The 24067-nt window shown below is 60.0% G+C and carries 14 protein-coding genes; 9 read left to right on the top strand and 5 right to left on the bottom strand.

The features are described 5' to 3' along the window. Window positions 1-1773, bottom strand: a complete 1773-nt coding sequence (locus CAG25_RS15750; RefSeq protein WP_085612154.1) for an N-acetylglutaminylglutamine amidotransferase — start codon at window positions 1771-1773, stop codon at window positions 1-3. A gap of 296 nt (window positions 1774-2069) precedes the next feature. Between CAG25_RS15750 and CAG25_RS15755 the strand changes: the two genes are divergently transcribed. Then, a complete protein-coding gene (locus CAG25_RS15755) occupies window positions 2070-6896 on the top strand; it encodes an NEL-type E3 ubiquitin ligase domain-containing protein (protein ID WP_085612155.1) in 4827 nt (1608 codons plus the stop codon). An 18-nt stretch (window positions 6897-6914) separates the two neighbouring features. Here CAG25_RS15755 and mnmC read toward each other — a convergent pair whose 3' ends face one another. Then, window positions 6915-8894: a bifunctional tRNA (5-methylaminomethyl-2-thiouridine)(34)-methyltransferase MnmD/FAD-dependent 5-carboxymethylaminomethyl-2-thiouridine(34) oxidoreductase MnmC gene (mnmC, locus tag CAG25_RS15760; protein WP_085612156.1), complete on the bottom strand. Its 1980-nt coding sequence runs from the start codon at window positions 8892-8894 to the stop codon at window positions 6915-6917. 172 nt (window positions 8895-9066) lie between these two features. Between mnmC and pap the strand changes: the two genes are divergently transcribed. Together pap and CAG25_RS15770 are read left to right on the top strand one after the other, a co-directional pair. After that, window positions 9067-10581, top strand: a complete 1515-nt coding sequence (gene pap, locus CAG25_RS15765) for a polyphosphate:AMP phosphotransferase (RefSeq protein ID WP_085612157.1) — start codon at window positions 9067-9069, stop codon at window positions 10579-10581. Window positions 10582-10683: 102 nt separating this feature from the next. Beyond that, entirely contained in the window at window positions 10684-11868 is a 1185-nt protein-coding gene (locus CAG25_RS15770) for a thiolase family protein (protein WP_085612158.1), read from the top strand. A 109-nt stretch (window positions 11869-11977) separates the two neighbouring features. Here the strand turns inward: CAG25_RS15770 and CAG25_RS15775 are convergent, their stop codons facing one another. Continuing rightward, entirely contained in the window at window positions 11978-12172 is a 195-nt protein-coding gene (locus tag CAG25_RS15775; protein WP_064598468.1) for a DUF6316 family protein, read from the bottom strand. Between the two features lie 214 nt (window positions 12173-12386). Between CAG25_RS15775 and CAG25_RS15780 the strand changes: the two genes are divergently transcribed. Beyond that, window positions 12387-13346 (top strand): DMT family transporter, encoded by a 960-nt coding sequence (locus tag CAG25_RS15780; protein WP_085612159.1) that lies wholly within the window; start codon window positions 12387-12389, stop codon window positions 13344-13346. A 122-nt stretch (window positions 13347-13468) separates the two neighbouring features. Here the strand turns inward: CAG25_RS15780 and CAG25_RS15785 are convergent, their stop codons facing one another. Further along, window positions 13469-14863, bottom strand: a complete 1395-nt coding sequence (locus CAG25_RS15785) for a class II fumarate hydratase (RefSeq protein ID WP_074688044.1) — start codon at window positions 14861-14863, stop codon at window positions 13469-13471. Window positions 14864-15056: 193 nt separating this feature from the next. Between CAG25_RS15785 and CAG25_RS15790 the strand changes: the two genes are divergently transcribed. The 5 genes from CAG25_RS15790 to CAG25_RS15810 all read left to right on the top strand — a co-directional run bounded on the left by CAG25_RS15790 (window position 15057) and on the right by CAG25_RS15810 (window position 19394). Then, window positions 15057-15575, top strand: a complete 519-nt coding sequence (locus CAG25_RS15790) for a DUF2059 domain-containing protein (protein ID WP_007950895.1) — start codon at window positions 15057-15059, stop codon at window positions 15573-15575. 12 nt (window positions 15576-15587) lie between these two features. Continuing rightward, on the top strand, window positions 15588-15887 hold the full coding sequence (locus CAG25_RS15795; protein WP_007950896.1) for a BolA family transcriptional regulator: 300 nt from the start codon (window positions 15588-15590) through the stop codon (window positions 15885-15887). A 117-nt stretch (window positions 15888-16004) separates the two neighbouring features. Further along, window positions 16005-16946 carry a rhodanese-related sulfurtransferase gene (locus CAG25_RS15800; protein ID WP_064383409.1) on the top strand — a complete coding sequence of 314 codons (942 nt, stop codon included), beginning with the start codon at window positions 16005-16007 and terminating at the stop codon, window positions 16944-16946. Window positions 16947-16981: 35 nt separating this feature from the next. After that, window positions 16982-17584 (top strand): DsbA family protein, encoded by a 603-nt coding sequence (locus tag CAG25_RS15805; RefSeq protein WP_176504858.1) that lies wholly within the window; start codon window positions 16982-16984, stop codon window positions 17582-17584. Then, the gene (locus tag CAG25_RS15810) at window positions 17577-19394 is read left to right on the top strand and encodes an ABC transporter ATP-binding protein (protein ID WP_085612161.1); all 1818 of its coding nucleotides are present in this window, start codon (window positions 17577-17579) and stop codon (window positions 19392-19394) included. The genes CAG25_RS15805 and CAG25_RS15810 overlap by 8 nt, the downstream gene beginning before the upstream one ends. Window position 19395: 1 nt before the next feature. Here the strand turns inward: CAG25_RS15810 and CAG25_RS15815 are convergent, their stop codons facing one another. Then, entirely contained in the window at window positions 19396-23868 is a 4473-nt protein-coding gene (locus CAG25_RS15815; RefSeq protein WP_085612162.1) for a hypothetical protein, read from the bottom strand. Between the last annotated feature and the right edge of the window lie 199 nt (window positions 23869-24067).

The raw sequence follows: 24067 nt of genomic DNA on the forward strand, positions 1-24067 counted from the left end.
TCAGATTCCTTGTTCGCTGAGCCACAGGTTCAAAGCCGCCAGTTGCCACAGCTTGGAGCCGCGCAACGGGGTCAGTTGGCCTTGTGGATCGGTCAGCAATTTATCGAGCATCACCGGGTTGAACAGGCCGCGATCCTGACTCGGATCGAGCAGCAGTTCGCGCACCCAGTTCAGGGTATCGCCCTGCAAATGCTTGAGCCCCGGCACCGGGAAGTAACCTTTCTTGCGGTCAATCACTTCACTGGGGATGACCAGTCTCGCGGCTTCTTTCAACACCTGCTTGCCGCCGTCCGGCAGTTTGAACTGGCCCGGAATGCGGGCCGACAATTCCACCAGTCGATAGTCGAGAAACGGCGTGCGCGCCTCCAGGCCCCAGGCCATGGTCATGTTGTCGACGCGTTTGACCGGGTCGTCCACCAGCATCACCGTGCTGTCCAGGCGCAGAGCCTTGTCGACCGCCGCATCGGCGCCAGGCTGTGCGAAATGTTCCTTCACGAAGTCGCCGGCGGCGTCATTGGCAGTCAGCCATTTCGGCTGCACGGTCGCGGCGTAATCGTCGTAGCTGCGGTCGAAGAACGCCTGGCGATAGGCCGCATATGGATCGGCCGCGCCGTCGACTTGCGGATACCAGTGATAACCGGCGAACAACTCGTCGGCTCCCTGGCCGCTTTGCACAACCTTGCAGTGCTTGGCCACTTCGCGGGACAGCAGATAGAAGGCGATGCAATCGTGGCTGACCATCGGCTCGCTCATGGCGCGGAACGCGGCGGGCAATTGCTCGATGATCTCTTTTTCGTCGATGCGCAGTTGATGGTGCTGGGTGCCGTAGTGTTTTGCGATCAGGTCTGAGTACTGAAACTCGTCACCGCGCTCGCCCCCGGCATCCTGAAAACCGATGGAAAAGGTCGACAGGTTCTCCACGCCGACTTCGCGCAACAGGCCCACCAGCATGCTCGAATCGACACCGCCGGAAAGCAGCACGCCGACATCCACCGCTGCCCGTTGGCGGATCGCCACGGCTTCGCGGGTGCTGTCGAGCACGCGGTCACGCCAGTCTTCCAGGGTCAGGTTTTTCTCGTCGTCGTGTGGTCCGTAGGGCAGGGTCCACCAGGTTTTCTGCTCGGTGGTGCCGTCCGCTTCAATGCGCATCCAGCACGCTGGCGGCAGCTTTTCGATACCGGCCAGCAAGGTGCGCGGCGCAGGTACCACGGCGTGGAAATTCAGGTAATGGTTGAGCGCCACCGGATCGAGGATCGGGTTGATGTCGCCGCCCTTGAGCAAGGCCGGCAGGGCCGAGGCAAATCGCAGGCGCTGGCCGGTGCGCGACAGGTACAGCGGCTTGACGCCGAGACGGTCGCGGGCGATGAACAGGCGTTGGGCATCACGCTCCCAGATGGCGAAGGCGAACATGCCATTGAGTTTCGGCAGCAGCGCTTCGCCCCAGGCGTGATAACCCTTGAGCAGCACTTCGGTGTCGCCGCCGGAGTAGAACGCATAACCGAGCGCTTCGAGTTCGGTACGCAATTCAGGGAAGTTGTAGATCGCGCCGTTGAAGGCCAGGGACAGGCCCAATTGGCTGTCGATCATCGGCTGCGCCGAGCCGTCCGACAGGTCCATGATTTTCAGGCGTCGATGGCCCAGGGCAATCGGTCCCTGGGCGTGGAAGCCCCACGCGTCGGGGCCGCGAGGCGCCAGGTGATGGGTGATTCGCTCGATGGCTGCAAGGTCTGCAGGTTGTTGATCAAAACGTAACTCGCCAGCTAATCCGCACATATGGTCCTTACCGGTTTTTCCGTTGGGGAGGGTGTCGCTGCACCGCGCCGAAATGGCCGGTACCCAGAAACTGACCCGGCTCGGATGTGGGAGTTTTAGAACGATCGGTTATAAGCGGTTCGGCCTGACCGATGGGCCATTAGCTTTCCGCTTGGGTTTATGGGTAGTAGATACATATTGAAAACATGCGGATGTCTGCTTGTTTGCCGGCCTGATCACGTAGTTTTTCGTGTTTTTTTTACGCAGGCAGGATCGTTAAGGTAATGGTTCCAAAGTGCGATAAAGGAATATTGCCCATGTCGAATACGCAGTCGGATACTGCGACACCGCTGACCCAGGAACAGATACTGGTTTTTTTGCTGGAAGCCACCGGCGATCTGGATACTGCCCAGGCCTTGCAGAAAACCCTGCCTTCCAGCCTTCTGAAAGCTTCTAGCTCCACATTCGCTGCGCTGGACCAGACCGCGCGTGATTTACACGCCGCTCAGGCCAGGGTCGACGCCGATCTTGGCCGCTTGCAACCCGTGAACAGCTTTTGCGCCGCGCTGTTGAGCAGTGCCCTGAAAGCTCGCTGGCCAGTGCAGTTCGATGTCGAAAAAGACTATCTGGAGCTGCCTGGGGAGTACTGTGGTTGCGAGCCCGTGACGCCGCCCGGCGGAGGATCGCCGGTCACGCCGCCGGCAACGCCGACTCTTCTGGAAGCGGCGATGCAGAACTTCACGGAGCGGGAGGCGCAGGACGATTTTTTCCCCGCCGGCAGTGTGGTGCGCATCTCTGGCCAGCCTGCTGGGATTGCGGGCCTGACACCCTCCGCATTCGCCGAACTTTGTCGCGAGCTCGATCTGGGGAAGCACTACCAACAGCATTTTCAACAGGTATTCGGTATCACGGAGGTTGACGGTAAACCGGTTGCCACCGGTCCCATGGTCCGCAACATCACCGACCTGAAAAAACAATTGCTGCAACTGGATCTGCATCTGGCGCTGTTGAATGCCCACATCAGTCAGGACGCATACGAAAGCCTGGAGCGCCTGCTCGAGGCCGGCGGTAGCGCCGATGCCAGAAGCCTGAATTACCAGGGGCGGCCGTTGATCATGCAAGGCATCGAACTGCTCGACTGTTGCATTTGGGGCGTTGTGGTGTTTTCCGAGCGCTCGGTCGAGTCGGACCCGGATCAATGGTGCCTGGTTTACATGCCCGGCGCGCCCTCTCAACCGTTGTACGAGTACGCGAGTTTCTCGGCGTTTCTCGTGTACCTGGAATACCAATTGGGGGTGGCCAGTTACAGGAGCTACTTCACTCATTGCATCGGCGAGGTCGACAAGGCGGATTTCTTCAAAAACTTCGCGGACGCTCGCAGCCTGGGTCGTGCCAAATATTTGCCGATAACCGTGTCGTTGCTCGACTTCATGCACCAAAGCCATATCGGCAAACTGCAGATCGATGCCCGCGCGCTCGCCGTACCGACTGCCGATGTGGATGAAGAGGCGCGCAAGAAGCGCCTGCTCGAGTATCTGGAAATCGGTCTGACGGTTGCCAATGTGGCCGGGATTTTCGTGCCGGTCGTAGGGCAACTGATGATGGGGGTTGCCGTGGGGCAGATGCTGGCGGAAGTTTATGAGGGCGTTGAGGACTGGTCGCGGGGAGATCGTGAGGAGGCGTTTTCGCACCTGCTCAGCGTTGCTGAAAACATTGTGCTGATGGTCAGCGTGGGGGCCGGTATCAAGGGCCTGAAAACACTGGCAATCAAGACGGTGCGCAAGCATCCGGATTTCTTCCAGCCGTTCACGGCCATATTGGACCGTGACGGTCAGCCTCGTTTGTGGAAACCGCAGCTACTCGGTTATGAACAGCCGCTTCCGACAGGTGCCGAACCTGATACTGCAGGCTTGTTCCGGGCGAACGGCAAGCAGTTTGCCCATTTCGACAATCGGGCTTACGAGGTAGCGCTGGAGCCTGCATCCAATACCTGGGAAGTCCGACACCCTGTGCGTGCACAGGCTTATCAGCCGGTATTGAAGCGCAATGATCGCGGAGGCTGGCGTCATGACTTCGAACAGACCGAGCGATGGAGCGGAGCGTACACGCTCAAACGCACTGATCCTGGTCTTGAGGGCTGGGAAGACAGTCGTCTGGAGATGGCCCGTCGGTTGACCGACACCCGGATCGATGAGCTGCATCGCCTGAGCGATGACAACCGGCCGCTGCCTTCCCGCTTGCTGGACATGATCGAACGTTTTGGAATCGAGCGCAGAGTGCGCGAATACATTGCCGCCATGGAGCGTGGCGAGGCGAGCGATCCGCGTTACGTCAACGAACAGCTGCATGCTTTACCCCGGCTTGCGAACTGGCCGGCCGATCGCTACATCAAAGTCGTGGATGAACAAGGGCGGATCACCGCGACCTACCCGCCCGGATCGATCGACGACGATACCGTGAGCGTCATTGTGAAGCATGCGCAACTGGAGAAGGGCGAGTTGCTGCAAGCGGTCGTCGATGTTCTGCCTCCCAAAGAGGTGGAGGCCTTGGTGGGGGCTGACGTGGCCCCGGCCGACACCAGTCAGCAGTTGGCGAAAGTGATCGGGGCGGCGATCAAGGCCGATCGAAGGTCGACTTTCGACCATCTCTACAGCCGATACGATCAAGACGTTGCCGGAGAATTGCTCAAGTTGCGCAGGGCCTTTCCCGATTTGCCGGTGCGCTCCGCCCGGGAGCTGCTCAAACGCACGCCGAGCATTGAACGGATGCACCTGCGCAGCACCGGGCGGGTGCCCATGGGGTTGGCACAACGGGCGCGTCAGGCTTTGAGCGATGGGCGAGTGGATCGGGCATTGGCAGGTTTTTACCTGGCCGACATCGCCAATGCCGATACAAGGAAACTGGCGATCCGGTTGCTACCCCGTCTCGCAGGCTGGGATCCCGAGTTTTATCTTGAACTGCGGGCGAAATCCTTGAGCGGTCAGCTCCTGGAAACGCTGGGCGAAAAACCGCTGGTTACGTCGAGTTCATGCACGCTGGTCAGACTCGACAATGGTTACGAGGTGTTTGGCAGCGACAGGAAGTCACTCGGCAGGATCGCGGCCGGGCCGGAAGATCTCTATCAGGCGATTCTCAAAGGTCTTTCAGCGCAGCAGCGCAAGGCCATCGGATTTGTGCAACCGACGCCGGAAAATGGCGGGCGCCTGCGCGGCAAACTGTTGGAGAGTGCTCTGGATGAACGTGAGGCATGCGCCCGGGTATTGGCAGGTGGTCAGTGGCAAACGGAGACCGCCGAGCCTGTGTGCACGCCTGCCGACTCTCCCGCCGGGTCGAACACTCATTCGCGTCGTTTATTGCGGCAGGTGAAAAAGCTCTATCCCTTGTTTACCGACGTACAAGCCAATGAGTTTCTTGACCAGTTGGGCAGCGACCATCTGACCAGGGCGATCCGGGTTCGGCAGTTGCGAGAGGATCTGAGCCGACTGCAGGGCGTGATGGATACCTGGATCCAGGATGAGGCAGCCATGAAGGTCCTGGGCGGTGATCTGAACGAAATTCGTGAATGCCGGCAAATCGTTGCGTTTGAAATCGAAGACTGTTTTCGCCGTTTGATCTCCCTGCCCGATGACGCCGGGCGTCTCGTCTATGGTTTGAAGCTCGATGGCATGCGCTTCGGCAAGTTTCCGACCTTGCCGGTCGGTTTGACCTTTGATCATGTCAGGCAATTGTCTCTGCAAGACATGTTGCTGGACGACGATGCCGCTTATTTCCTCAAAGCGTTCACGAACGTCGAGTCCCTTGAACTGGATCGCAATCAGATCACCCGGTTGCCCGAGATCATTTCGCATATGCCGAACCTCAGGCGGCTGAGCCTGGCCGGCAATCGGCTTCAACTGACCGAGCACGCCCTGGTGAAGCTGGCCGGGTTGCGCACCTTGCAAAGTCTGAATCTGAGCGGGAACCCCCTCGGCGCCACGGTGGATGTCCGCAACCTGTTCGATCTGACTTACCTCTCCTTGCGCAATACCCGCGCCACGGAGCTGCCAAAAGGCCTGCAGTTTCTACCCAATCTGGATCGGGTGGATCTGCGGGATAACGAAATCCGTGATCTGCCTGCCTGGCTTTTTGAAACGCCCAGACGCTTCAGTGAAACGATCAATTTGCGGCGTAACCCGATTTCCGATGTCAGCAGAACTTACCTTGAAAACTACCGCACGACGGTCGGCGTCGGCATGGGTTACCTGGATAACGATATCGCGCGACTGGACGAAAACCAGGCACGTTCGATCTGGCTGACCGGGACGGGAGGAAGCGAGGGCTCCCGGCATCTGCAGATGTGGAACGCACTCAAGGATGACCCAAGGGCCGAAGGCCTGTTCGCGCTGCTGGCGGAGTTGGGCAATTCCGCCGAGTCAGCCAATGTGCGCGAGGATATGCACCGGCGGGTCTGGACGGTTCTGGACGCAACGCAGACCGATGCCGAATTGCGGGAGCAGATTTTCGATCTGGCGGCCAACCCGATCAATTGCACGGACAACGCGGCGTTGAACTTCAGCCACCTGGAAGTTGCAGTGCACGTCCACCATGTGACCCGTGGTCCCAGGGGGCAACGCCCTTCGACGAAGGCGCTGATGAGGCTGGCGAGAGGACTGTTTCGGCTGGAGCAGATTGACCGGATCGCCGCGGAACACGCGCAGGTCCATGCGGCACCTGACCCGCTGGAAGTGACCCTTGCCTACCGCTCCGGTCTGGCGCAGGCACTCGAATTGCCCGGGCAACCTTCGCACATGCATTACGCCTCACTCGCGGAGGTGACAGGGGCGGATCTGGTGGAGGCTATCAATCGAATCCAGACTGCCGAATTGTCTCCCGAGTGGCTGGCGTTTCTGGTTCGCCAGCCTTGGTGGAACGAATACATGAAAAGCAGTTTTGCCCAACAGTTCGACGATGCGCGCGCGCCTCACCAGGAAGAAGCCCTGGCGTTGTTCGAGAAAGCCGAAGAACTCAGCTCGGCCGACTATCTCAGCGAAATGAACCTGTGTGCCGCCCGGCAGGAACAGACGGAAAGCGCCTTGCTCGAGCGGTTGACCGAGCAAGTGCTACGACTGGTCGAGGGCAATATTTGCCTGTTGCCCGGTGGTTGATTCCAATCCCGGATTCGGTCATTTGCCCCGGATCAGCCACCGCAAGGCAAACCGGTTCGGATGACACGCCTCTGCGACACCTCTGGGCAGGGGCAGCGGTTCGTTGTCCAGCCAGGCTGCCAGCAGTTCACCGGACAGTGGCGCGGTGATCAGCCCCCGGGAACCGTGGCCACTGTTGACGTACAGACCGTCCAGCCATGGGCAGGCAATGTCCGGCACTTGCCGGGCATCCTTGCTCAAGGCGCGATAGGCCTCGGTGAAGGCTTCGCGATCGGCGAGCGGGCCGACGATCGGCAGGTAATCGGGGCTGGTGCAACGGAAGGCTGCCCGGCCCTGGAGACTTTCGGCGTCGAGCTCGCTGACGTGCAGGCGCGCGACCAGATCGGTGGAGATATCTTCGAGCATCGCCAGATTGCCCAGATGTTCGGCGGTGGTCGGGGTCAGGTCGTCGCTGTTGAAATCGAAACTGGCGCCGAGGGTGTGCTCGCCCAGGCGTGCCGGTGCGACGTAACCTTCGGCGCACACGACGCTGGTCAGCGCCTGGCTTTGCGTGGTCTGCGCGAGGCGGGTGATCTGCCCGCGAATGCGCTTGAGGGGCAGGTCGGCGCTCTGGGGGAAACGCTTGATGTCGGCGGCGCCGGCCAGCACCACGACGGGCGCTGTTGCGATCAATCGCTCACCGTCGAAGGCTTGCCACTGACCGTCGATCTTGCGCAGTTCAACGGCCTCCAGATGGGTAAGCAGCGTGACGCCCGGTTGTGCGGATTGCGCCTGACACAACGCCGGCGGATGCACCCAGCCGCCCTCGGGGTAATACAAACCGCCATGAGCCAGACCGATCCCGGCCCGGGCCTGTGCCTCGAGTTGATCGAGCCATTGCAACAGGTCTTCGGGAAACGCGGCGGCCAGTTGCGCCTGACGTTCGCGTTCCTTTTCGTTGAACGCCAGTTGCAGCACGCCGCAGTCGTCCCAGTCGGTGCCGCGTTGCAGATTTTCCAGCAGGCGACGGGTGTAGCCGAAACCGCTGACGATCAACTGCGACAACGCCGTGCCGTGGGCGGACAGTTTCAGGTACAGCACGCCTTGCGGATTGCCCGAGGCTTCCTGCGCCACCGCGTCATGCCGTTCCAGCAGACTGACCTGCCAGCCCCGCGCCGCGAGGCTGGCCGCCGTGGCACAGCCGGCCAGGCCGGCACCGATCACCAGCGCACGACGCTCTCCAGTGAAAGGCGCCGGGCGGGCGAACCACGGTTTGTCCGCCGCGGGTAAAGGAACGTCCTGCGGCCAGCCGAGAAATTCGCCGCGCAGGATCTCCCATTTGTGGCCGATGCCCGGCGTGCGCTTCATCTTGAAACCGGCGGCGTTGAGCAGTCGGCGCACCCAACCGGTACTGGTAAAGGTGCTGATGGTCGAGCCGGGCGCCGCCAATCGCGCCAGTTCCGCGAACAGTTCGGCAGTCCACATCTCCGGGTTTTTCGCCGGGGCGAAACCGTCGAGAAACCACGCGTCGATCTGGCCATCCAGTTGCGGCAACTGCTCCAGCGCATCACCGATCAACAGGGTCAGGGTCACGCGACCGTTATCCAGAACAATGCGCTGGAAACCCTGATGGATTGCCACGTAATGCTTGAGCAACTGATCGGCGAATTGCTTCAAGTCGGGCCACAACGCCAGCGCCCGCTGCAGGTCGGCAGGGCTCAACGGAAATTTCTCGACACTGACGAAATGCAGCCGCGCACCGGGCACCGCGTGCTGTTCGAACAACTGCCAGGCACAGAGAAAATTCAGCCCGGTGCCGAAGCCGGTTTCACCGATCACCAGTCGCCCACCCGCCGGCAGTGCGGCGAAGCGCTCGGCCAGACGGTTCTGTTCGAGGAACACGTAGCGGGTTTCATCCAGCCCCGACTGGTCGGAAAAATACACATCGTCGAACACTCGCGAACGCGGGCGTCCCTGGTCATCCCAGTCGAGTTGGGCGTGGGGCAATACAGGTTTCATGGCAGGCTCGGCAACGGCAAGGCGGCCATTCTAGCCGATCACGCAGGCGGCGCTTGATCCATGGCAAGCCTTGCCGACGATCACTCAAGGACAATCCGCCGCCGGCGGGAATTTCTGTGCCGCGTCAGAGCCCAATCCGCTAGTCTTGCTGAATCCTGGAAGGAGCCGTCCCATGTTCGAATCCGCTGAAATCGGTCACGCCATCGACAAAGACACCTACGAAGCCGCCGTGCCCGCCCTGCGTGAAGCCTTGCTCGAAGCCCAGTTCGAGTTGCAGCAGCAGAAGCGTTTCCCGGTGATCATTTTGATCAACGGCATCGAAGGCGCCGGCAAGGGCGAGACGGTCAAGTTGCTCAACGAGTGGATGGATCCGCGCCTGATCGAAGTGCGCACTTTCGACCAGCAGACCGATGAAGAGCTGGCGCGGCCACCGGCCTGGCGCTACTGGCGGATGCTGCCGGCCAAGGGGCGGATGGGGATTTTCTTCGGCAACTGGTACAGCCAGATGCTGCAGGGCCGGGTGCATGGTTTGTTCAAGGATCCGCGACTGGATCAGGCGATTGCCGGCGCCGAGCGCATGGAAAAGATGTTCTGCGATGAAGGCGCGCTGATCTTCAAGTTCTGGTTCCACCTGTCCAAGAAACAGATGAAGGCGCGGCTCAAGGCGTTGGCCGACGACCCGCTGCACAGCTGGCGCATCAGCCCGCTGGACTGGCAGCAATCGCAGACCTACGACAAGTTCGTCAAATACGGCGAACGCGTGTTGCGCCGCACCAGTCGCGATTACGCGCCGTGGCATGTCATCGAGGGTGTCGACCCGCACTACCGCAGCCTGACGGTCGGCAAGATCCTGCTCGAAGGCCTGCAAAATGCCTTGAAGCGTCCCGATGTGCATCCCCATGAGGTCAACGCTGCACCGCTGGGGACTTCCGTCGACCAGTTGAACCTGCTCGACAGCCTCGATCTGACCCAGCGTCTGGACAAGAAAGACTACGAAGAACAATTGATCACCGAGCAGGCAAGGCTGTCGGGGCTGATGCGTGACAAACGCATGCGCCGGCATGCGCTGGTGGCGGTGTTCGAAGGCAACGATGCGGCGGGCAAGGGCGGTTCGATCCGTCGGGTGGCGGCGGCGCTCGATCCGCGCCAATACAGCATCGTGCCGATTGCCGCGCCGACCGAAGAGGAACGGGCGCAGCCGTATCTGTGGCGGTTTTGGCGACATATTCCGGCGCGGGGCAAGTTCACCGTGTTCGACCGCTCGTGGTATGGCCGGGTGCTGGTGGAGCGGGTCGAGGGCTTTTGCAGCACTGCCGACTGGATGCGCGCTTATGGCGAGATCAATGATTTTGAGGAGCAACTGGCCGACGCCGGGGTGATCGTGGTCAAGTTCTGGCTGGCGATCGACAAGGACACGCAGATGGAGCGCTTCCAGGCGCGCGAAGAAATCCCGTTCAAGCGCTTCAAGATCACCGAAGACGACTGGCGCAACCGTGACAAGTGGGACGCCTACCGTGCCGCCGTGGGCGACATGGTCGACCGCACCAGCACCGAAATCGCGCCGTGGACCCTGGTCGAGGCCAATGACAAGCGCTGGGCCCGGGTCAAGGTGTTGCGCACGATCAACCGGGCGCTGGAAGACGCTTTCGAGAAGTCCGACAAGCGAGCCAAAAAGCACAAGGACTGAACCGATGGGCCCGCATACGCGAGGTGAATGATTGTCGCGGTCGGCGATGGGGGGGACTTATGCTCGGTCCACTCTCAACCGACTGCAACAATGAGGTATGCCATGCGTGAAGTGGTGATCGTCGACAGCGTACGGACCGGCCTGGCCAAGTCCTTTCGCGGCAAGTTCAACCAGACCCGTCCCGATGACATGGCGGCCCATTGCGTCAATGCGTTGCTCTCGCGCAACGACATCGACCCGGCCAGCGTCGAGGATTGCATCGTCGGCGCCGGCTCCAACGAGGGCGCCCAGGGCTACAACATCGGCCGCAACGTGGCGGTGCTCTCGCAATTGGGCACCGGCACCGCCGGCATGACCCTCAACCGTTTCTGTTCTTCGGGGTTGCAGGCGATTGCGATTGCCGCCAACCAGATCGCGTCGGGTTGCAGCGACATCATCGTCGCCGGCGGCGTCGAGTCGATCAGCCTGACCCTGAAAAGCGTCAACACCGATCACCTGATCAATCCGTTGCTCAAGCAGCAGACGCCGGGCATCTATTACACCATGGGCCAGACCGCGGAAGTGGTGGCGCGCCGTTATGGCGTCAGCCGCGAGGCGCAGGATCGCTACTCGCTGCAAAGTCAGATCCGCACCGCTCAGGCGCAGGCAGCAGGGCTGTTCAACGATGAAATCGTGCCGATGACGGTGAAGTACCGGGTTGAAGACAAGAACAGCGGTGAAGTGCAGATCCTCGATGGCATCGTCGACCGCGATGACTGCAATCGTCCGGACACCACCTATGAAAGCCTTGCCGGGTTGAAACCGGTGTTCGCCGAGGACGGTTCGGTGACCGCCGGCAACTCGTCGCAGTTGTCCGATGGCGCCTCGATGACGCTGGTGATGAGCCTGGAAAAAGCCCTGCAACTGGGGCTCAAGCCGAAAGCGTTTTTCCGCGGGTTTACCGTCGCTGGGTGCGAGCCTGACGAAATGGGCATCGGCCCGGTGTTTTCGGTGCCAAAGCTGCTCAAGGCCAAAGGCCTGCAGGTGGCGGATATCGATCTGTGGGAATTGAACGAAGCGTTTGCCTCGCAGTGCCTGTACGCCCGTGATCGTCTGGAAATCGACAACGAGAAGTACAACGTCAACGGCGGCTCGATTTCCATCGGCCACCCGTTCGGCATGACCGGGTCACGGCAGGCCGGGCATCTGGTGCGCGAGTTGCAGCGGCGCAATCTGCGCTACGGAATCGTGACCATGTGCGTGGGCGGGGGGATGGGGGCGACCGGGTTGTTTGAAGCTGTGCGTTAAACCCTGAAAGATGTGTGTTTGATCCATCGTTTTCGCGAGCAGGCTCGCTCCCACAGGTAACCATGCTCTCCTGTGGGAGCGAGCCTGCTCGCGAATGGGACAACCGGTTCTACCTGCCAGAATCCAGAAGCTGCATCCGCGCGATGTAGGCCTTTATTTCCTGCTCGGCTTTCTCGTGGCTGTCGAACGGCCCTTCGAGGGTGTTTTCCCGGGTGCTGAAATACAGTTCACCGTTGACCCGGCACACGCGGTCGCTGCGAAAGTGCGTGGCGGGGGCGGTGTCCTGGGCGCGCATGCCTAACATGACGGGTCTCCTTGGTGAGTGATGTCCCGGGCTGGATCCAAGAAGCTTATGCCTGAACCACTTACCTTGCCCGGCCGGCCGATCAACGGCCCATCGTCAATTTTCTGCTGCGACCTGCACAGTTTCATTTGCGGCTGGAGCGCAACTGTCCCTGTGTCGCGCAGGGTCTGTGCGCCTAGAATGAGCGCTTCTGTCTCTGGCGCTTGGGGTTCTCATGCACGTTTCATCGGGTCGTTGGGTGTACGGCATGTTCCTGGCGTTATTGACGGCGTTTCTCTGGGGAATCCTGCCGATCAAGCTCAAGCAGGTGCTGGTGGTGATGGACCCGGTCACGGTGACCTGGTTTCGCCTGCTGGTGTCCGGCGGCTGTCTGTTCATTTATCTGGCCGCGACCAAACGCTTGCCGAGCCGCAAGGTGCTCGGGCCGAAGGGCGGCTGGCTGGTGCTGATGGCGGTGCTCGGGCTGGTGGGCAATTACGTGCTGTACCTCATGGGCCTGAACCTGCTCAGCCCCGGTACTGCGCAACTGGTGGTGCAGATGGGGCCGATCATGTTGCTGATCGCCAGTCTGTTTGTGTTCAAGGAACGCTTCAGTATCGGTCAGGGCATTGGCCTGGCGGTGCTGTTGATCGGTTTTGCTTTGTTCTTCAATCAGCGTCTGGCGGAATTGCTCACCTCTTTATCTGATTACACCGCCGGTGTGTTGCTGGTGCTGCTGGCCTCGACTGTCTGGACTTTCTATGCGCTGGGCCAGAAGCAATTGCTGACGGTGTGGAATTCTTTACAGGTGATGATGGTGATCTACCTGTTCTGCGCCCTGTTGCTGACGCCTTGGGTGCATCCGCTTGAGGCACTGTCGCTGAATCCGTTGCAGGGCTGGCTGCTGCTGGCGTGCTGCATGAACACCCTGATCGCCTACGGCGCGTTTGCCGAGGCGCTGGCGCATTGGGAAGCTTCGCGGGTCAGTGCGACGCTCGCGATCACGCCGTTGGTAACGTTCGGTGCGGTAGCGGTGGCGGCGGGTGTGTGGCCTGAGTATGTGCATGCCGAGCACATCAATCTGCTGGGGTATGGCGGGGCGGTGCTGGTGGTGCTGGGTTCGGCACTGGTGGCGCTGGGGCCTTCGCTGATTGCCGGGCTCAAGGCCCGGCGGATGCGCATGGCGGCAGGTTAACCGAGTCATCGTTATTCGCGAGCAAGCCCGCTCCCACTTTTAACCGCATTCCTCACAGGGGATCGCGGTCAAATGTGTGAGCGGGCTTGCTCGCGAAGACTGACTTACTGACGCTGAAGATCTCAGCCCTTGGCACCGGCCTCGATCATGTTTTCCGGCCGCACCCAGGCATCGAACTCTTCATCGGTCAGGTAACCCAGCTCCAGCGCCGCCTCACGCAAGGTTTTGCCTTCGCTGTAGGCCTTCTTGGCGATTTCCGCCGACTTGTCGTAGCCGATGTGCGGGTTCAGCGCCGTCACCAGCATCAGGCCGCGTTCCAGATGCTTCGCCATGACTTCGGCATCCGGTTCAAGCCCGGCGATGCAGTGCTGCTGGAAGTTGCTGCAACCATCGGCCAGCAGGCGGATCGATTGCAGCAGATTGTGGATGATCACCGGTTTGAACACGTTCAGTTGCAGGTGACCCTGGCTGGCGGCGAAGCCGATCGCCACGTCGTTGCCCAGCACCTGACAGGCGAGCATCGACAACGCCTCGCACTGGGTCGGGTTGACCTTGCCGGGCATGATCGAACTGCCCGGTTCGTTGGCCGGCAGGCGCACTTCGGCAAAACCGGCGCGTGGGCCGGAACCCAGCAGGCGCAGGTCGTTGGCGATTTTCATCAGCGCCACGGCGAGGGTTTTCAGGGCACCGGACAGCGTGGTCAGTGGCTCATGGCCGGCGAGGGCGGCGAATTTGTTTGGTGCGGTGACGAACGGCAGGCCGGACAACGCCGCCAGTTCAGCGGCAATCGCTTCGCCGAAGCCGTGGGGCGAGTTAAGCCCGGTGCCGACGGCCGTGCCGCCCTGCGCCAGTTCGCAGACCGCCGGCAACGCTGCGCGAATCGCCCGTTCGGCGTAATCCAGTTGCGCTATGAATCCGGAGATTTCCTGGCCGAAGGTGATCGGCGTGGCGTCCATCATGTGGGTGCGGCCGGTCTTCACCAGTTTCATGTGCCGCGCCGACAGCTCGGCCAGACCGCCCGACAGCTCGGCGATGGCCGGCAGCAGTTGGCCCTGCACCGCTTGCGCGGTGGCGATGCTCATGGCCGTGGGGAAGCAGTCGTTGGAGCTCTGCGAGCGGTTGACGTGATCGTTGGGGTGCACCGGCGTCTTGCCGCCGCGTGGGTTGCCGGCCAGTTCGTTGGCGCGGCCGGCGATCACTTCGTTGGCGTTCATGTTGCTTTGCGTGCCGCTGCCGGTCTGCCAGACCACCAGCGGAAACTGGTCGTCATGCTGGCCGTCGAGTACTTCGTCGGCGGCCTGTTCGATCAGGCGGGCGATGTCGGCAGGCAGGTCGCCGTTGCGGTCGTTGACCCGGGCCGCGGCTTTCTTGATCAGGGCCAGGGCGTGCAGTACCGGCAATGGCATGCGTTCCTGACCGATGGCGAAGTTGATCAGCGAGCGTTGCGTCTGAGCGCCCCAGTAAGCGTCGTCCGGGACCTCGATCTGGCCCAGGCTGTCGGTTTCGATACGGCTCATCGTGCACACTCCTGTTGGTCTGTTTGCGCAGTTTAGGCCTGTGTCGGCCCGGGTGGTTCCATCCGGTCGATTGTTGACCGGCAAATCCCCGCCAATCAAGCGCGGCAAGGGCCGGGGGTTGAGCCGCAGCGTTATTCAGGCGCAGAATGGTCGCCCTTGGGGTTTTACCTCGCCTAGCTGAAAAGGAAACTCGATGACTCGTCTTCGTGCCATCTGTACCGCGGTTGCCCTGGTCTGCGCCAGCGGCCAGGTGCTTGCCGATACCGCCAGCCACAACGCCAGTGCCGAAGCTTTCCTGACCCTGGCACACGCTGACAAGCTGGGCACTCCGGTGTACATGCAGGTTCAGCAGATGTTCGCCCAGCGTTTTGAACAGACCAAGGCGCCGGAATCCAAGAAAGCCGTACTGGATACCTACCAGGCCAAGGCCAACGCCGCTCTGGATCAGGCCATTGGCTGGAACAAGCTGAAGCCGGACATGGTCAAGCTCTACACCAGCAACTTCAGCGAATCCGAGCTGAAAGACCTGGTCGCGTTCTACCAGTCGCCACTGGGCAAGAAAGTCCTGGAGAAAATGCCGCAGCTGACCCAGCAATCGGCCCAGATGACCCAGGCCAAACTGGAAAGCGCCGTACCGGTGGTCAACAAGCTGCTGGACGACATGACCAACGAGCTGGCACCGAAAGGCGCCGCTCCGGCCAAGAAGAAGTAAGCGGAGTTCGTGATGACCATGCAACAACGCATCGAATCGACGCTGGCGCTGCTTCAGCCTGAGCATCTGCAAGTGCTGGACGAAAGCCACATGCACAGTCGCGGGTTGCAGACCCACTTCAAGGCAGTGGTGGTCAGTGCGCAGTTCGAAGGCCTGAACCGGGTCAAGCGCCACCAGAAAGTCTACGGCACGCTCGGCGAGCTGATGGGCGAGTTCCATGCGTTGGCGCTGCACACCTACACCCCGCAGGAATGGGCAGAGACAGGCGTCGCTCCGGCGTCGCCGACCTGTGCCGGCGGCAGCAAGCATTGAGCCTTGCAGCAATGAACTGAGGTTTTTTGCTAGAATCCGCAACGCGCCGCTCACCCGGCGCGTTTTTTTTCGCATCCGGTTCACCCTTTACGAGGGTAGCCACCTGGAGAAATACCCATGACACAACCGATTGTCGTGGCGGCACTGTACAAGTTCGTCACCCTCGAAGATTACGTCAACCTGCGCGAGCCCCTGCTGCAAGCGATGGTCGACAACGGCATCAAAGGCACCCTGCTGATCGCCGAAGAAGGCATCAACGGCACGGTTTCCGGCAGCCGTGAAGGCATCGACGGCCTGCTGGCCTGGCTGCGCAACGATCCGCGCATGGTCGATATCGATCACAAGGAATCGTACTGCGACGAGCAGCCGTTCTATCGCACCAAGGTCAAGCTCAAGAAAGAGATCGTGACCCTGGGCGTCGAAGGCGTCGACCCGAACAAGAAGGTCGGCACCTACGTCGAGCCCAAGGACTGGAATGCGCTGATCAGCGACCCGGAAGTGCTGCTGATCGACACCCGCAACGATTACGAAGTCTCGATCGGCACCTTCGAAGGCGCCATCGATCCGAAGACCACCAGTTTTCGCGAATTCCCCGACTACATCAAAGAACACTTCGATCCGGCCGTGCACAAGAAGGTCGCGATGTTCTGCACCGGCGGCATTCGCTGCGAAAAAGCCTCGAGCTACATGCTCGGCGAAGGCTTCGAAGAGGTTTACCACCTCAAGGGCGGCATCCTGAAGTACCTCGAAGAGGTGCCGCAGGAAGAAACCAAATGGCAGGGCGACTGCTTCGTCTTCGACAACCGTGTGACCGTGCGCCATGACCTGAGCGAAGGCGACTACGATCAGTGCCACGCCTGCCGCACCCCGGTCAGCGTCGAGGATCGCGCCTCCGAGCATTACGTGGCCGGCATCAGCTGCCCGCACTGCTGGAACTCCCTGAGCGAGAAGACTCGCCGCAGCGCCATCGACCGCCAGAAACAGATCGAACTGGCCAAAGCGCGCAACATGCCGCACCCGATCGGCTACAACTATAAGCAAGCATCCACCGAGGCTTAATCATGTCTGCACGCCTGCTCTATGTGATGGATCCGATGTGTTCGTGGTGCTGGGGATTTGCCCCGGTAGCCAAGGCGTTGGTGGAGCAGGCGCAGGCAGCCGGGGTGGAATTGCACCTGGTGGTCGGCGGGTTACGCACCGGCAGCGGTGCGGCGCTGGAGCCGACCACTCGGCGCTACATTCTTGAACACTGGCAGGCGGTCACCGAGGCCACCGGCCAGCCGTTCAAGTTGGAAGGCGCGTTGCCGGACGGTTTTGTCTACGACACCGAACCTGCCTGCCGCGCCATCGTCACCGCGCGCAGCCTGGCGCCGGATTGCGCGTGGAAACTGGTCGGGTTGATCCAGCACGCGTTTTACGCCGAAGGTCGCGATGTCACTCAGGCCAGCGTTCTGGTGGAGCTGGCCGAGAAGGCCGGTGTCCCGCGCATTGAATTTGCTGCCCTGTTTGATCATGCCGATCAGCACAAGGCGACCCAGGCCGATTTCAGTTGGGTGCAGGATCTGGGCATCGCCGGATTCCCGACCCTGCTCGCCGAGCGCAACGGCCAACTGGCGTTGCTGACCAACGGCTACCAGCCGCTCAGTGAACTGTCACCGTTGCTCGGTCGATGGCTGGAGCGCGCGGCCTGTGTCTGACCCAGCCGATGACACGCCAGCCGTCAAGCGTGTCGACCGGCTGAGCTGGACTGAAGTCCGGCGACTGGCACTTCATCACAAAAAATCCCTGTGGATCGCCAACGGCGTGGCCGTACTGGCGACGCTGTGCAGCGTGCCGATTCCGTTGCTGCTGCCGTTGCTGGTGGACGAAGTCCTGCTCGGCCATGGCGATGCCGCATTGAAAGTCATGAACCATGTGCTGCCCTCGATGTGGCAGCAGGCGGCGGGTTACATCGGCCTGATGCTGGTGGTGACATTGACCCTGCGTTGCAGCGCTCTGTGTTTTGGCGTATTGCAGGCGCGATTGTTTGCGCGGTTGGCCAAGGACATCGTGTATCGCATCCGCGTGCGGCTGATCGAGCGTCTGAAGCGGATCTCCCTCGGCGAATACGAAAGCCTGGGCAGCGGCACCGTTACCACGCACCTGGTCACCGACCTCGACACCCTCGACAAGTTTGTCGGCGAAACCCTCAGCCGTTTTCTGGTGGCGATGCTGACCCTGGTCGGTACCGCCAGCATCCTGATGTGGATGCACTGGAAACTGGCGCTGCTGATCCTGCTGTTCAACCCGCTGGTGATCTACGCCACGGTGCAGTTGGGCAAACGGGTCAAGCACCTGAAGAAACTGGAGAACGACAGCACCTCGCGCTTCACTCAGGCGCTGAGCGAAACCCTCGATGCGATCCAGGAAGTGCGCGCCGGCAACCGCCAGGGCTTCTTCCTCGGGCGCCTCGGCCTGCGGGCTCAGGAAGTGCGCAACTACGCGGTGAATTCGCAGTGGAAGACTGACGCCTCCAACCGCGCCAGTGGCCTGCTGTTCCAGTTCGGTATCGACATCTTCCGCGCGGCGGCCATGTTGACGGTGCTGTTTTCCGACCTGTCGATCGGGCAGATGCTCGCGGTGTTCAGCTACCTGTGGTTCATGATCGGCCCGGTCGAACAACTGCTGAACCTGCAATACGCCTACTACGCGGCAGGCGGTGCGCTGTCGCGGATCAACGAACTGTTGGCCCGCGCCGACGAACCGCAATACCCCGGCGGCGTCGACCCGTTCAAGGGCCGCGATACCGTAGGGATTCAGGTGCAGGGTCTGAGCTTCGGTTACGGTGACGAACTGGTGCTGGATCAGTTGAACCTGTCCATCGCGCCGGGCGAGAAAGTGGCGATTGTCGGCGCCAGCGGCGGTGGCAAAAGCACCCTCGTGCAATTGCTGCTGGGTCTGTACACACCGCTGGCCGGCACCATTCGTTTTGGTGGATCGACCCAAGAGGAAATCGGCCTGGAAACGGTTCGGGAAAATGTCGCGGTGGTGCTGCAGCATCCGGCGCTGTTCAACGACACCGTACGCGCCAATTTGACCATGGGCCGCACACGCAGCGACGAAGCCTGCTGGCAGGCGCTGGAAGTTGCCCAGCTCGAACCCACCATCCGCGCCTTGCCGGACGGCCTGGACAGCATCGTCGGCCGCTCCGGCGTGCGGCTGTCCGGCGGCCAACGGCAACGTCTGGCCATCGCCCGGATGATCCTCGCCGAACCCAAAGTGGTGATTCTCGACGAGGCGACGTCAGCCCTCGACGCCGCCACCGAATACAACCTGCACCAGGCCATGGCGCGGTTCCTGAATGGCCGCACCACGCTGATCATCGCCCACCGCCTGTCAGCGGTGAAGCAGGCGGACCGGGTGCTGGTGTTCGACGGCGGGCAAGTGGCCGAGGATGGCGACCATCAGCAACTGATTGCCGATGGTGGTTTGTACGCCAAGCTGTATGGGCATTTGCAGCGGTTGTAGGTTATTTCCAGATGACGTTCAGCCAATCGTCAGCGCCTGTATGACCGAACGCCTTTACGATCACCGCGCAAGCTTCGCAGGGCGGCATGGTGGTTGCGATGTTGACTGAGCGGATGGCCTGTTTATCGGGATATTTCTGGTGGATGAAACTGATCAACTTGCTTTCACTGTCCAGTGAAGTGGGTACCTCTGGCAGTGCGGGATAGGTTTTCGGAATGGCCAGAAGATTCTCCTGGCTATCCATCAGAAGGCCACTTGGGGTGGGTGGACCGCTCAAGTCGACATTGAAGTAAGTCGCGTCGCCCCTCTGGACGTACTCGGCTCCCAGATAGGTTTTGAACAGAGGCAGTTTTCCTGTTATGTCCTGCGCCCCGGAAACACTGACATAGACCTCCCTGACTCCATCGGTCTTGATGACTTCTGCATACGCGATGTTTCTGGGGTTGGAACGTCGTTGTGATCTAGGCAACAGGTCATTGAGCTTTTTCATCGTGCGATCGATCCTGAACAGGCTTTCTGTGTTCTGAGGGATCGTCTGCTCCATGAACAATGTGTCGAAAATTTCGGCTGTTCGTTGGCGCAATGTTTCCGAAGCTTCATGGCTGCGTGACCATGTTGTTGCGCCTTCGGACGATTGTGTGACGATCATTCTCATCCTTTGATCGAACATCAGGGCTTCGCCGGGGCTGGTATCGAGTTTGATCCATTGCATATTGGCGGGTGGGTTTGGGGGGGTGCCCAAGGGGATGGCGATTCGCTTCATGGTTTTCATTGCACGCTCGACTGCATCTATACCGTAGACCGCCACGAGATTGTTGGCGGTCAGTGAGCCTTCATACGCTCGCAACAGCTCGGCACCCTGTTTGCCTTCCATGAGATCGGCTTGAAATAGTCGTTGCAGAGTGAGCGTCTGCAGCTCGCCCAGGTCTTTATCTGCAGGAAACGTCGCCAGGTAATATTTATCGGTATTTACGCGAGTAAAGAGGAGATTGTCGGAGGTAACGAGAGACGGTACGACAATCGCGCCTATTCGGTGCAGTTCATCACTGCCTTGATAGGTTCCCTGGATTTCTATTCGTACATAAATGCCCTTTTGAAACTGCAGGTCGGCCAGGATTGCGCTTTTGGGGACCGGCCATTTTTTGGGGAAGCCCAAGCGGGTGAAATCACCTGTCCACCTCTTCAGTTTGCCATTCAACAATTGATAGAGCAGGCCATCGCGCAGGAAGTACTCCCCCTCTGCTGAATGCCGCGCTTTTGGCGTGCACAACCGTTCACCAAACCAGGGGGCATAACCTTTGTCCGGGTCGAATGAGCGAAGCGGCGGGGTATCGGGATGGGGATCGCCAGTAATGAATTCATTAACGCAAATGTCGCTCCCTGGCGCGCGTTTGCTGCGGCAGGGAATACGTTTCATATTCGCGCTTTCATCAATCAGTTCGATACGCCGCAACCAGTCCCCATCCAGTCGATAGGGCACATCGTCGATATAAACGGTGATTCGGCCATCGATTTCCGGCAACTCGCGGATTCTGGCGTGTTCTGCTACTTCGACGACGACGTGCTGATCGGTTTTTTGAATCGGGCGATAGGCAGAGCGGCCCAGCGACAACCGGTAAAGCTTGTCGGCCAGAGGCGGTCCAAAGGGTTTGTCGGTCATCGGATCAAGCATTCGATAATCAAGCAGCGTCGCGCTGTCGACTCTGCGAACCGGAAGGTCATCGAACCCTCTGGTAGAGACCAGGTTGTCAGAAGCGGCAAGCAGCTTGTAGCTGCCCGGGCCCGTGACTTGCGGTAGTCCTTTTACGAAGTCGTATGAGCCAGTTCTCCCGGCCAGCCTGTTGATTTGCCTGATGGCGGCCCGCAGTGCCAGCCGGTTCACGGCATAAAGTCCATGCACCAGTACTTTCGCCAGAGTGGGCGCGCCATCCATTGGGTTGAAGTTGCGTAAGGATGTGATCAGTAGTTTTTGGGTCAGGCGGGAAAATTGTGGCAGTACTTGTTTGTAACCCAGGCGAACAGCGGTGGAGGCCAGTCTTGCAGAGCCGGAAACAAATTTTCCAAGGGGGAGGGCGAAGGAAAGTGTATCGGTCAACATGCCGAAGATTGCGTTAATGCTTTTTCGGGGATCATCGGAATGAAGATCGTCGAGGTTGCCAAAGAAAGGTACCCACTTCCCGATCTTGATAAGCAGGGTATGACGCTTATCTTCCGATTTCTCCAGTTCCGTCTGCTGCCGTGCGTTGGCGTAAAGCTTGTCTTCCTCTACATAAAAGTGGTCGCGTGCGATTAATATAGCGATCTCCGAGGCGCGACTGGAGGTGATGGCAGGGGGATAACCCGTCGGCGCCTGAGGGGAAAAGGCTTCGCCCAGTTGTTCGATGATAGCGACGCATGTGGCCTCTTTCTTGGGGGCTCGGCCGCTTTCGTAGGCATCCCAGTCCAGTGGTACGGGTTTGCCACGCCGCACCGTTACCCGCACCTTGCCGCGCATTCGCCATTCTTCGGTTGTAAGGCGACCGTTGAGCATGTCCGCGGTGAAGTCGGTACGCTGGCGAATGATTCCGGCGCGCGGCAGGCATTCATACCAGCAGGTCCGGTCGTTGTAGGTCATGGAAAGGATAAAGCCCATTCGCAGCCTCAACGGCATTGTGAGTGAGGGCTTCTCCTGGGAAGCTTCCAGGTCTTTGGTCGACGATCTCACGGTGTAGATTTTTGTCTCACCGTATTCGATGGCCAGACGATCATCATTGGGCAGATGGCTGAACAGGCTGATCAGTAATTGCCGGTAGGCACTTTTTGTCGTGTTGAGATAGCTGTTGTATTGACTCTCGAACAACACATTGACGTCTGGCAGTGTCCTGAGCCGGATGGCTTCCGGGATCCATTTGGCGGTCGTTTCAATGCTCCCGTCCGATCGAATGCTGAAACGGGCGGTGCTGACACTTTCGCCATCGTTTCCGGTAATGAGCCAGGTTTTGTCTTTATGTCCCTTCCACATATAGACATCGCGAAAGGACACGCTTTTCTGTCGTATATCCGGCACGAACCTTGACCCAGTGTCGGGCCCAAAATATCTGACCAGTTTTCGACCATCGCTGGTGAACACCTGTTGACCGAATACTTTCTTGATTTCCTGGTCTGCGATCTCCCAGCGTTTTGGCGGATCGATATCCAGTTGTTTCAAAGTGTTTTTCATCACCTCTGTATGCTGGTCGAGGGCCTCCATTACACGCTCCTTGGTGGACTCGCTGTACTCGGCGTATCTGTCTTCTTGCACGATGCCGTTGGCGACAGCCCAGTCCATCGCGGGAGCAATCCTGCTCCAGGCGACAATAGCCAGTTCCTGTTCAGTGGCTTCTGTGGATTCCTCCAGAGGAAAGTCAACCAGTTGCTGGAATGTCATGTGAGGCACACGGTCCGGTTCGATGGCGTCAGCCAGATGAAGTCCATGGACAAAGTTCACCCAGACCAGAGAGCTTCTATAAGGCAGGTCGACGGGAATGTCGGAGCGATGGAAGTCGATTGGAAATTCGCAGCGGTACAGGCAGGCCAGCAGGACCGCCTCGATCTCCGAAGTGACCCGGTTGCTGCTCAGAAGATGGTCTTCGAATTCGCTCCATATGGCCTGGTAGCTTTTCCCGTAGTTGGAGCGCTGATGCCAGGGATACCCTGCGATATCTCTCTCTGCATCAGTGTCACGTTGCTCCCACAAGCGGATTGCCCTGCTCAGCAGTTTGTTGCGAGCGAGCGGTGAATCGTCTTGTTCAGTGTCGCTGCCGTACCATCCCAGTTTTGTCAGCAGCGACTTCGCCAGCTGGCTGGCGTCGGCCGATTGAAGGATTTGCTCCAGGTACACTGTGGGGGTCTGGCGAACACGCGCTGCGGTGATATCGGAGGCGAGATTTTTCGCGAGATGGCCGATCAGCGATTTGACTGACGCCGGCAAGAACTGTCCGATGGCTTCACGGATTTTGCTCTCGGTCAGACGGCCCAGCAGGGTCGAGAGGGGCAAGCGTTCTTTGGGTGGTAATCTCGGGCTTTTCAGCAAAGCCTGGCGTTCCTCGAGGTTCGGAGTGCAGGCCAGCGAGTCGACGTCAATGCCGCGTTCCAATTGCAGCCCATGACGGGCGCGCTTTTCTTCCAGGGCGCGCAACGCGGCTTGGTGTTCCTCTTTATCGGCAGGATTCCAGGGGGAGATACCGTAATAAAGCGCCATCCGGGCGAGGCTGAACTGCCCGTCCGGGCGTAGAGTCAGTTTCAGTTTTCGGGCGATGGACGGGTTTTTTGCATCCAGGTCCAGAGGCGAGCCGGGATGTGGTTTGAGGTAGGTATTGGTCAAGGCACTAGCGGTTGAGGGCGTGTTTCGCAGTTTTTCCAGCAACCTGCTGTACTCTTCCAGTAAGGCCTGATGCCGCGCGGGATAAGAGGAGCCTGCGTCGAGCGGTGCGTTGGAAGTCGAAGGGGGCAGCATGTTTGATTGTCCTTTTGGTGTGGAGGGATCCGTAAGGCTTTAGCCCTCAGGGGGGGCGGTTTGCAGTAGATCGCTTCCAAAAGGCAGAAGGGCGGTACATATGTCTTGTCGCAAAGGAGTTGAAGCGCCTGTCGCTTGCCTAGATTCACAAGCCAACCTAGTCTCGTGATAGCGATTTCGTCCGGACGACGAACGGACT

The sequence above is a fragment of the Pseudomonas sp. B16(2017) genome, assembly GCF_002113205.1.
Taxonomy (GTDB): domain Bacteria; phylum Pseudomonadota; class Gammaproteobacteria; order Pseudomonadales; family Pseudomonadaceae; genus Aquipseudomonas; species Aquipseudomonas pharyngis.

Coding starts and splice junctions, on each gene's coding strand:
- CAG25_RS15770 (WP_085612158.1), top strand. CDS start 10,684: ATGCGTGAAGTGGTGATCGTCGACAGCGTACGGACCGGCCTGGCCAAG.
- mnmC (WP_085612156.1), bottom strand. CDS start 8,894: ATGAAACCTGTATTGCCCCACGCCCAACTCGACTGGGATGACCAGGGA.
- CAG25_RS15790 (WP_007950895.1), top strand. CDS start 15,057: ATGACTCGTCTTCGTGCCATCTGTACCGCGGTTGCCCTGGTCTGCGCC.
- CAG25_RS15800 (WP_064383409.1), top strand. CDS start 16,005: ATGACACAACCGATTGTCGTGGCGGCACTGTACAAGTTCGTCACCCTC.
- CAG25_RS15750 (WP_085612154.1), bottom strand. CDS start 1,773: ATGTGCGGATTAGCTGGCGAGTTACGTTTTGATCAACAACCTGCAGAC.
- CAG25_RS15780 (WP_085612159.1), top strand. CDS start 12,387: ATGCACGTTTCATCGGGTCGTTGGGTGTACGGCATGTTCCTGGCGTTA.
- pap (WP_085612157.1), top strand. CDS start 9,067: ATGTTCGAATCCGCTGAAATCGGTCACGCCATCGACAAAGACACCTAC.
- CAG25_RS15815 (WP_085612162.1), bottom strand. CDS start 23,868: ATGCTGCCCCCTTCGACTTCCAACGCACCGCTCGACGCAGGCTCCTCT.
- CAG25_RS15775 (WP_064598468.1), bottom strand. CDS start 12,172: ATGTTAGGCATGCGCGCCCAGGACACCGCCCCCGCCACGCACTTTCGC.
- CAG25_RS15785 (WP_074688044.1), bottom strand. CDS start 14,863: ATGAGCCGTATCGAAACCGACAGCCTGGGCCAGATCGAGGTCCCGGAC.
- CAG25_RS15795 (WP_007950896.1), top strand. CDS start 15,588: ATGACCATGCAACAACGCATCGAATCGACGCTGGCGCTGCTTCAGCCT.
- CAG25_RS15755 (WP_085612155.1), top strand. CDS start 2,070: ATGTCGAATACGCAGTCGGATACTGCGACACCGCTGACCCAGGAACAG.
- CAG25_RS15805 (WP_176504858.1), top strand. CDS start 16,982: ATGTGTTCGTGGTGCTGGGGATTTGCCCCGGTAGCCAAGGCGTTGGTG.